This is a genomic window from Microcoleus sp. S28C3 (genome assembly GCF_036700785.1).
GTDB classification, from domain to species: Bacteria; Cyanobacteriota; Cyanobacteriia; order Cyanobacteriales; family Microcoleaceae; genus Microcoleus; species Microcoleus asticus.
The window spans coordinates 51081-60669 of the sequence record NZ_JAUBPO010000039.1 but is presented as its reverse complement, the minus strand read 5'-3'; the positions used below and the strand labels follow the sequence as shown (position 1 = coordinate 60669).

Annotated in this window: 5 protein-coding genes and 1 pseudogene; 3 read left to right on the top strand and 3 right to left on the bottom strand. The window is 45.0% G+C overall.

Features of this window, described 5'->3' with window-relative positions:
- Positions 1-253: 253 nt before the first annotated feature.
- Together QUA13_RS14000 and QUA13_RS13995 are read right to left on the bottom strand one after the other, a co-directional pair.
- On the bottom strand, positions 254-772 hold the full coding sequence (locus tag QUA13_RS14000; protein ID WP_333199350.1) for a hypothetical protein: 519 nt from the start codon (positions 770-772) through the stop codon (positions 254-256).
- Positions 773-1032: 260 nt separating this feature from the next.
- Complete coding sequence (locus QUA13_RS13995; RefSeq protein WP_333199348.1) at positions 1033-5019, bottom strand: DUF4347 domain-containing protein; 3987 nt, start codon at positions 5017-5019, stop codon at positions 1033-1035.
- Positions 5020-5304: 285 nt separating this feature from the next.
- Between QUA13_RS13995 and QUA13_RS13990 the strand changes: the two genes are divergently transcribed.
- From QUA13_RS13990 to QUA13_RS13980, 3 genes and pseudogenes are all read left to right on the top strand, one after another.
- The gene (locus tag QUA13_RS13990; protein ID WP_333199346.1) at positions 5305-5685 is read left to right on the top strand and encodes a DUF4915 domain-containing protein; all 381 of its coding nucleotides are present in this window, start codon (positions 5305-5307) and stop codon (positions 5683-5685) included.
- 204 nt (positions 5686-5889) lie between these two features.
- Positions 5890-6606: pseudogene (locus QUA13_RS13985) on the top strand (DevA family ABC transporter ATP-binding protein).
- 119 nt (positions 6607-6725) lie between these two features.
- A complete protein-coding gene (locus QUA13_RS13980) occupies positions 6726-8237 on the top strand; it encodes a hypothetical protein (protein WP_333199344.1) in 1512 nt (503 codons plus the stop codon).
- 239 nt (positions 8238-8476) lie between these two features.
- Here QUA13_RS13980 and QUA13_RS13975 read toward each other — a convergent pair whose 3' ends face one another.
- Positions 8477-9535 carry a glycoside hydrolase family 104 protein gene (locus QUA13_RS13975; protein ID WP_333199341.1) on the bottom strand — a complete coding sequence of 353 codons (1059 nt, stop codon included), beginning with the start codon at positions 9533-9535 and terminating at the stop codon, positions 8477-8479.
- Positions 9536-9589: the final 54 nt, after the last annotated feature.

Genomic DNA, 9589 nt, shown 5'->3' with positions numbered 1-9589 from the left:
GCTTTAAGTCGGGGAGTTTTTCCATTCCTCGATCTAATGTCTATCTCGTCTTCTTGTCAAGGGGGTTGAGCAATTACAATTCAAGTTGGCATCAACTCTTAATTTCCCAATCAAATTTAAATCTGCATCACGTACAGCATTCCAGAATTTAAAGCGGTAATAATAACCATCAGCGACCAAGTAACGGACAGAATCTGGCAACAAGGAACGAGTCTTTATTAAATGTTGAGCATAGTCGTCAACTCTTGTTATTTCAGGCATTGAGCTTTCTGGAGCTATTTTTTTCCGCCGTTTGTTTGAGTTTTTTTTCACCTTGGAAGTTAGGGAATTTTTCGGTATTTCTGTTGTCGGACGCCACGGAGTTTGTTGTACACGCTCGACTATAAGACAAGTGAGTTTCAACTTCGACAACAGCAATTACAGAAATTTCTAATCCCTCTTCAGGTCTGCCAGCTACACCATTATAAAAACTAGCTTTTCCTTCAGTTTTTTTGCCACTTTTGGGAATAAAAGAACAATCGATAACTGCAATCAGTGTTCGCTCATGGTTTAAGGCTTGATTGATAAAATATTTATGAAATTCGGGAAAATCGAAGCCTTTAAGAAAGTGGCGACGATAGGTCTTTTCACTCAAAGAACTATAACGGCCCAGATTGGTAAAATTAACTTTGCCATAAACAAGTAAAATGGTGGAAAATAAAATCACCATAAACTTCTTTTGCGCTTGACTAATACCTGGCATTTGTTGTAAGATTGATTCAATAATATTCATCAGGCAGTTTTTTAAGTTCGTGTGTTTTTTGAGCTTAACGTAAAAACTGCCTTTTTCGTTAAGATACCAGTGACTTTTTTCGCTCGGCTCGCGGAGCGTCCCTATTCCAAAACTGTCCGAAGTCTTGCCCCTGTCAAGAGGTTTTTAATAATTGTTCCCTGATTATTTTGAGTGATTGCTAACTGGCCAAAGCTCAAACCTCCGGTTAGTGCTATCGCCTCCCTGTGATGGTCTAGCCTATAGTTTCTTCCCCAGCAATCTTATAAGAAAGAGCCACTCTTAAAAGCAGTTGGATTCACATTATAAACCAATCCCAAGTAGTCATTCCCCGATTTGATCGCCGTTGCAGTTAGAGGCATCACCCCATCTAAGATGACATTAACCGACTCAAAGGTTAGTTGACTGAAAGTGGCACCAATCAACTTGATTTTATCGTCGGAAGTGAAGTCAGTAATCACATCAGCTTGAGATGGGTTAGTAGCCGTATATTGTAATACAAAGGTATCATTGCCCAAGCCACCGGTGAGTACATCGAAACCTTTATCTGCCCATAACTCATCATTCCCATTCCCACCAATCAAGACATCATTTCCCTTCCCCCCGTGTAAGAGATCATTATCATTGCCACCAGTGAGAGTATCATTGTCATTATTTCCACTCAAGAAGTCATCACCATTACCACCAGACAATTGATCCGATTCTTTACCCCCAAACAAGTTATCGTTCCCATTACCACCATCAATGGTATCAGCGCCTCTGTTACCATGAATCGTGTCATTCTCGTCACTTCCCGTCAAGTTATCATTACCTGATAACGCGAATATCGGTTTGCCAAAGGCTGATTGTGGGATACTGGTATCATCTTCATCAGTCAGTAGATAGTTGCCATCTACTTCTTGATTTTGTGGCAAATTAGTTGGTTCACCGCGATCGATATTACCGACGTGTGGTGTATTAATTGCGATCGTTATGGGTGTCGGTGTCGGCGTTTCCGTTGGTGTTGGTGTCGGTGTTTCTGTTGGTGTTGGTGTTTCCGTTGATGTTGGTGTTTCCGTTGGTGTTGTCGGTGTTTCTGTGGGAGTTGGTGTCACCGTTGGTGTCGGTGTTACCGGTGGAATTGGAATTGGCGTTGATTTGGGAACCGGCACCGCAATATTAACGTTAAAAGTCCCTAAACTACCAGCAACATTGAAATTGCCAAGACTATCTTTAACTTGACTTTCTTGCAACTTAACAGTATAAGTTCCATTGTCAGTATTATCCCAACTTTCCCCAGGCGGAATAAACGAATAATTGGCTGTCCGAGGCGTACCATTACTATTAGTATCGACACTGACAAATTTTGCAGGAATGTCACCGCCAGACCAATTTATCAAAATATCAGAACTGTCCAAACTTGAAACATCGACAGCATTACTATCGCTGAAAGTAACTGTCAAACTTTGACTGGTTCCTCCGGCTGTCGTAATATCAGCAACAGGACTTATGGTGACGATGGGAGCAACCCCATCGACTAATACACCTGTGGTGCTACCGACGCTATTTAAAGTTAGGATCGCGTTGGCATTGGTGGCATTTTGAATGGTAGCATCCGTGGGTAAAGTTAAGGCCGTACCAACTGTGATGCCGTCGGTATCTAGGTTGCCAGAAGCAACAGTATAGCGGAAGGTATGGGTGGTGGCAGAGGCTCCTGTACCGTTGAGGGTAGCGTTGACAGTGCCACCAGTATCTAGGGTAATCGGTAAGTTGGCACCGCCAGTGATGGTTACCGGTTCGTTGAAGGTAACGGTAAAGTCCAGGTTTTGTCCAACTCCATAGGTGCTATTGGTGGGTGCGCTGACACTGGTGATGGCGGGTGCGGGGGCGGGGTTGACGGTAATATTGGCGGTTTCGTTGGCGGTGCTGAAAACGCTTGATGTACCGTTGGCAGTTAAGTCTGCTGTTACGTCTGCTGTGCCTCCGTTAGTGCCGGTGATTTGGTCCCAAGCTTTGAAGGTAATGGCGTTATTAACTGTGCCATTGTAACTGGCATTGGGGACAAACCGGATTTTGGTGTTGGCATCACTGGCCAGAAGTAAGGCTTTTGTGGCACTAACTCTGGAGATCACAGTGCGGTCGGGGGCATTTTGCCAGAGGGCATTTTGCCAGGGGGCATCTATCCAGGTAGTGCCGTCGGTGGTGTATTGCCAAGTGCCGTTAGTTGTGTCTAAGTTGGTGATCGCGATGCCTTGTTTGGCATCGGTGTCACTGTCGGTGATTTTTGTTCCCCCCAGATTCGCGATAATTGTGCTAATTGGTGTGCCGGTACTGGTGCTGTCTCCTTGGTTGATGGCGGTGAGGGCGGGGGTGCCGCTGTTATCTAATACGGGGGAGTGGTTGACGTTGACGTTGACGGTGACGGTGATGGGAGTGCTGACACCGCTACTGTCTTTGGCGGTGTAGGTGAAGGTGTCTACGCCGTTGAAGTTGGCGTTGGGGGTGTAAAGGATGTTTCTTTTCGGGTCGATCGCGATCGCACCGACCATACCCGGAGCATCCAGATCTAGGTTAAAGGTAGTATCAGCAGCCCCAGTCGTCGGGTTTAACTTCGCAATATGGTTGCGAGTTTGACCGCCGATGGTGTTGAAGTAGCCACCAACTATGAGGTTGCCACTGCTATCAATAGCGAGCGCATTGATTCGAGCAGAATTCATAAACCCGCCGGAAGTGTTCGGATTTGGGTTAAAGGTAGTATCAGCAACCGCAGTCGTCGGGTCTAACTTCACAATGCTCTTTTGCCCGGCCTCCGAGAACCAGCTACCGACATAAGGGTTGCCACTGCTATCGATGGCGATCGCATAGACATAACCATGCACATTACTGAAATAACCATCCGCATTTGCGTTAAAGGTAGTATCAGCAGCCCCAGTCGTCGGGTTTAACTTCGCAATGTTGTTGCGAGTTTGGCCGCCGATGGTGTTGAAGTCGCCACCGACTATGAGGTTGCCACTGCTATCGATGGCGATCGCATGGACATAACCACTCGCATTTGAGTTAAAGGTAGTATCAGCAGCCCCAGTCGTCGGGTTTAACTTCGCAATGTAATTGCGAGTTTGGTCGCCGATGGTGTTGAAGTCGCCACCGACTATGAGGTTGCCACTGCTATCGATGGCGATCGCAGAGACATGATTCCCATACCTATCATAAGGTGTCCCCGGAGCTGGCATATTTTGGTTCGCATTCGGGTTAAAGGTAGTATCAGCAGCCCCAGTCGTCGGGTTTAACTTCGCAATGTTGTTGCGAGTTTGGCCGCCGATGCTGGTGAAGTTGCCACCAACTATGAGGTTGCCACTGCTATCAATGGCAATTGCAGAGACACGATAACCATTCGGATTTGGGTTAAAGGTAGTATCAGCAACCCCAGTCGTCGGGTTTAACTTCGCAATGTATCCGCTACTACCGACATAGAGGTTGCCACTGCTATCGAGAGCGATCACAACCTCACTATACGTATACGCATTTGGGTTAAAGGTAGTATCAACAGCCCCGTCAGAGTTTAACTTGATAAGGCCGGTGGGAGGCAGGTCGCGGATACGGTAGCCGCCAGCGACATAGATCGAATCACCAATAGTCGCGGTGCCGTGGACAGGGCCGGTGACGATACTATCAACACTGAGTCTGCCGGTTCCCGTGTCGTTCGCTAAAACATCGATCGCGGTGGAAGTAGGGGTAGCACTAAAATTGATGCTTTTGCTATCTGCGGTGCCAGTGAGTCCGGCTAAAGTGTAGTTATAATTGGCAAAATTCAGGGGTTGGGTTTCAATTTCCCCAACTTTCACTTCTAGCTCCCCGTCGCCGCCAAAGGCCGCAGAACCCGTTATGTTATTAGAAGCTGCTACATCTGCGCCTGTTATTTCGCTGAGATGCTTGACAAAATTGAGGCCAGTTTCTCCTGCGGCGACATTGCATCCATAAAATAGGATATCGCCGTTTTCAGTTAGGGCATTTCCCCACTGTTTTATCTGACTGCTGAAATTTTCTAGGTTGTTCCCATTGAGTATGTCAGCACCGAGTTTTAAACTACCTTCGCTACTGTGGGAAAGGATGTGCACGGCTGCAAGATCTTTTTGATCTGTCAAGGCTTGAGTAATTTGTGCGATCGCGATGGAATTTTCATTTAAAAGGACAATTTGAGCGGAATTGACATTTTGAATCAGGCTTTGATAATCTTGTACAGAGGAGTCAACGAAAATGATTTCCTTGTTCATGCTAATCACCTTATTGGTTTTTGTTAATTCTAGGACTTAGGCATTCAGCGCAATTACCAACAATAGATGAGGCTTTTGGTGATACCAAAAGCCGAGAACAACGAAATCTCGGATTAGTGCGTAAGTTCTAACTCATTCACGGCAAAACTTTTTGCTTACCGGATGATAATTTTATCCAATCTTTCACAACTTTTGCCGACTCAGTAAATAATTATCCTATACTGCTATTCAAGCATTTACTACAAAATCAATAGTGATTTGTTTACTTAAATTAATGAAATTTAAATGATCTTAAAAAATTTTGTAAATATTAATCCATTGGTGTTCAACAATGACGATCGCACCGGAGGGAAAGGGAGCGGTTGGCGGCTGGGTGCGGTGATTAATTCTCGGATTTTCTCAATGCGAGCAAAACATAGGTTCTCAGCCAGAAACCAACATAATCTAGGCTGTTTGGCGAATCTTCGATCGCACAATGGGGCTTTACTGTACGAACCCCTCTATTTAAGCTCAAAATATCAACTTTGGCTAGACAATGTGCTAGCTGCGGGTGGGGAACATCCAGGTTACGATCGCCTATATATTCCAAGAATCGGCTATACTACAGGAGATATCGACATTCACGATATCGCAGTAGATAAAAATAACCAAATCATTACTCTATGACGTGCAAATAATTCCCGCAGCGCAAAAACCAATGGCTTTAGGTTTTCCAACGGAAGAAATTGCTCAGTTAGTTACGTTGGAATTTTTACCGCAGATGGCATAGTTGGGAATTTTTACCGCAGATGGTAGCGGATATACGCAGATTAACGCAGATCGATGTTGAGTGAGGACTTTCGTCCTCACTACCAACCTCAATTTTAAATTATGAAATCCACTAATATCAGCACGACAACTAACAAATTACCGATTTCTGAGCCGGAAATTTCTCTGCACCAACTCGACCACTACTTCGGTCAAGGTCAACTGCGAAAACAGGTACTTTTTGACATCAACCTATAAATTAATGCAGGTGAAATCGTGCTGATGACGGGGCCTTCCGGTTCTGGAAAAACTACTCTTTTGACTTTGATTGGCGGGCTGAGATCCGGTCAATCGGGAAGTCTCAAGATTCTCGGTCAAGAAATGTGCAAAGCGAGTGCAGACCAATTGGTAAAGGCGCGGCGCAAAATAGGCTATATTTTTCAGGCGCACAACTTGCACCGCAGTTTGACGGCGCTGCAAAACGTGCAGATGGGTTTGGAAGTTCACGGGAATTTTTCGCGTTCTCAAATGCGCGATCGCTCTGCAAAAATGCTAGAGTTAGTAGGACTGGAACAGCGGATTAACTACTATCCAGATGACTTGTCGGGAGGACAGAAACAAAGAGTTGCGATCGCCCGCGCTTTGGTCAGTCAACCGCAAATTGTTTTAGCTGACGAACCAACAGCCGCGCTGGACAGCAAATCCGGTCGCGAAGTGGTGAATTTGATGCAGCAACTAGCCAAAGAACAAGGTTGTACTATTTTGTTAGTAACCCACGATAACCGAATTTTGGATATTGCCGATCGCATCGTTCACATGGAAGATGGCAAATTAGCCTAAATTATATTGGGAATCGCGCATCTAGATCGGTAATTAATCTGAAGTTATTTTTTTTATACAAGTTCCGTGAGCTATGTGCCAAGCTTATCAGAGATGGTGTTTATAATTTGTAAAAGTGTATGACAAACCTAGATTGGCTCGAATGGGAATGTAAAACATCTGTTGAAATTGATGTTACTCAATATGGAGCTTTTCCTGAAAGCGTAGAAAGAGTGGAACTCTCAAGACTGTCAAACCTGGCATTAGTGGCAATCGGAAAGGGAGCAGGTTCTTTTCAGCTAAGTGAGTATATACATCTACGCCTAGGAGAATTCTCCCCCTATCCAAAAGACACAATTGGGCAAACTAAATTTGGTAATTTAGTCCGAATCAAAGGAGTGTCACTACGTTTATCTAACACTCTTTCACATCGATTCGAGACAGAGATCAACTCCTTTTCTATTCAGGCAAAAGCTGACGAATTTGAGGTCGTTCAGTGTGAGCTTCCGATTGTTACCCACATTGAATGGATTGTTAATTTTTCAATAAATAACTATATTTTTACTAGAAACACACAGAGAAAGCAGTCCATTGTCTTTACACGAGAACGAAGCGGGGGAGACAGACTTCAGCGCAATCTCAGTAGCAACTATCAAGGAAACTTGGATCACTTTGGCTGCGAGTGTACAGTAGGCGATAAAAGGTGGTTACTGTTGGTAGGACAGGTTCCAGAGGAAATGGGTTCAACAGAGTATAAACCTGGGTTTATAGAATTTTATAATCTAAATGACTGTATACCCTCAGAGGATACCAAACAGATTATTCTAGCAGCTTTGTCCTTTACGCTTGGCAGACAGATAGCTTCAGTTGGCTCAACCTCTCTTGCAGAAGACGGAGCTCGTGTAAGTTACTCGACGAAGGCAGTTCGTTTGCTAGGAGAGCAATCTGCCTACAGACAACCCAGTCATCCTCCCACACCACTTTTCTTGCGTCAGTACGATGGTTTAGAGGAATTTTTAGACGAGAAAAAGGTGTCTGAAATCATTAGTGCTGTTGCGACTAAAATGGAAGAACTAAAGCTTGAGTACCCACTTTTCTTAGTATGGTTAGGTCAAAACTCACCTATAGATGTACGAGCAGCACACCTTGGCGCAGCAATAGAGTCACTAAGAGACTCTTATTGTGAGAATAATTTGACAACGAATTTACTTCCAACAAATGTGTGGAAAGAAATAATGAAGCCGCTCCTTATAAAGGCTTTTGATAATGCTCATAAAAAGTTAGAGAAAAACCTTCAATTCAGTTCAGAGGTAAAAATATTAAAAAAGAAGCTGTCACAACTGAATAACAAAAGTTCTAATATGAAATATGACGAGTTCTTCGAGTTAATTTCACTCAAAAATGGAAAGGTTGAGAAAGAAGCGCTTAGAGAGCGTAATAAACCTGCTCATGGTACTCGTTATTTACCCAACCAGTATCCTGGATTATCAATCACCACAGATGCTCTGTACACATTATTCAATAGAATTGTCTTGAAGCTTACGGATGCCTCTGATTACTACATAGACTATTCTACTTATGGTCATCCAGTTCGTCATATTGATGAGCCGTTGGGTGGACCTGAAGGAGATGGAAAACCTGCAATAGTATAGCAGTGATAACGTTATCACAACTAAAGAGCGATCGCTCTTACCTTCACCCGTCAATATTAATCTGTCCAGGCATTTTGCGATAATCAAAGCAATAAAGATCCAAAGCCTTATTCATCCGTGTCGTGCCTTCCTTCTGATTTCCCCAAAAATAGACATCACCCATAACTCCCCAACTTTCTATTTTGGATCTCAAAACTTTATCCAAAATTGCAAATTCCAACTCGTTCTTGAACTGTTGACTAATTGCTAACAACCAATCCTTGCCGGTAAATCCCCAAATTTTGCAGGTACATTGCTTCGAGTGTGGGCATAGAGGATTCTACAGAACCGCCATAACGGCGAAAAGAAGGCCAGATGTAAGCGAGTTTTCTCACTGCTGACTCCAATCGACCCGCTTCTATATCTTCTAATGCACCTTTTTCTCGGATTAACTCTATAGCCATCAAATCTTGATTTTCTGGGCTGAAATCGCGGACGCCAAATTTTTTGGCAAATCTGTCCCAAGTTGTGCTCAGAAACTGATACCGCCCCGCTGCGTCGGAACAGAGTTTTTTGCCGTAGCGGCGGCCGCACCTCATTTCCCTGGGATGATCTTGAAAGCTGACAAATTTCGTGCCGGTGTACTGGGTGCGGTAGCCGTCGGGGCTAGCGGTTCCTTCGGCGGTGGCAATCGTGTCGAGAAAGGCTTTGACTCGACGTTCGGGACCGATGCTATCGAGTCTTTTATCCTGTATGGGCTCTGGTGAATTCAGAGTAGTAGTTTCTGGCGATCGATCGCGCTCGATGTTATCCTCTCCTTTGTCTGGTGAATCGATCGCCGCAACTTCCGGCAGGCGTTTCGGGGCGGGCGAGCTTTCTGGCGAGACCGATTGTGCCCACAGCAGCCTCGGCGTCATTCGACCTAAGAAAAAGCACAAACAGATTAACAAAGTCCAAGAGATTCTAAAACGGAGGCGTTTGGACAGTTGCCTGCGCTGTCGCATCGGCCACCCGTGCAGGGGGATGGCTGCGGGCAAGATTCCCGTTTGCTGGCCGAAGGCGAACAGCGATTTCAGCGCTAGCAAAGTTTGCTTGTAGAAACCGGGTGGAAGTTTTCGAGATCTCATTGCTGCAGCGAAAGTCTCGACATCAGTCAGAGTCACTTCTGCCAGCGGTTTTGCTACAAACAGCCGAAAACGGTTGGCCGCCTGCGAGCTAAAGCGCTTGCTGCGGGGGGATTTGCGCTCCACCCACAGGCGAATTAGCTCGATGTCTGAAATGGGTTGCAGATGGCTTCCCAGATGTTCTGGCGCGTACAATAGTACCTCCTGATATCACTTATAGTTGAAGGTTCCCAGTTAGAACGGATGAGT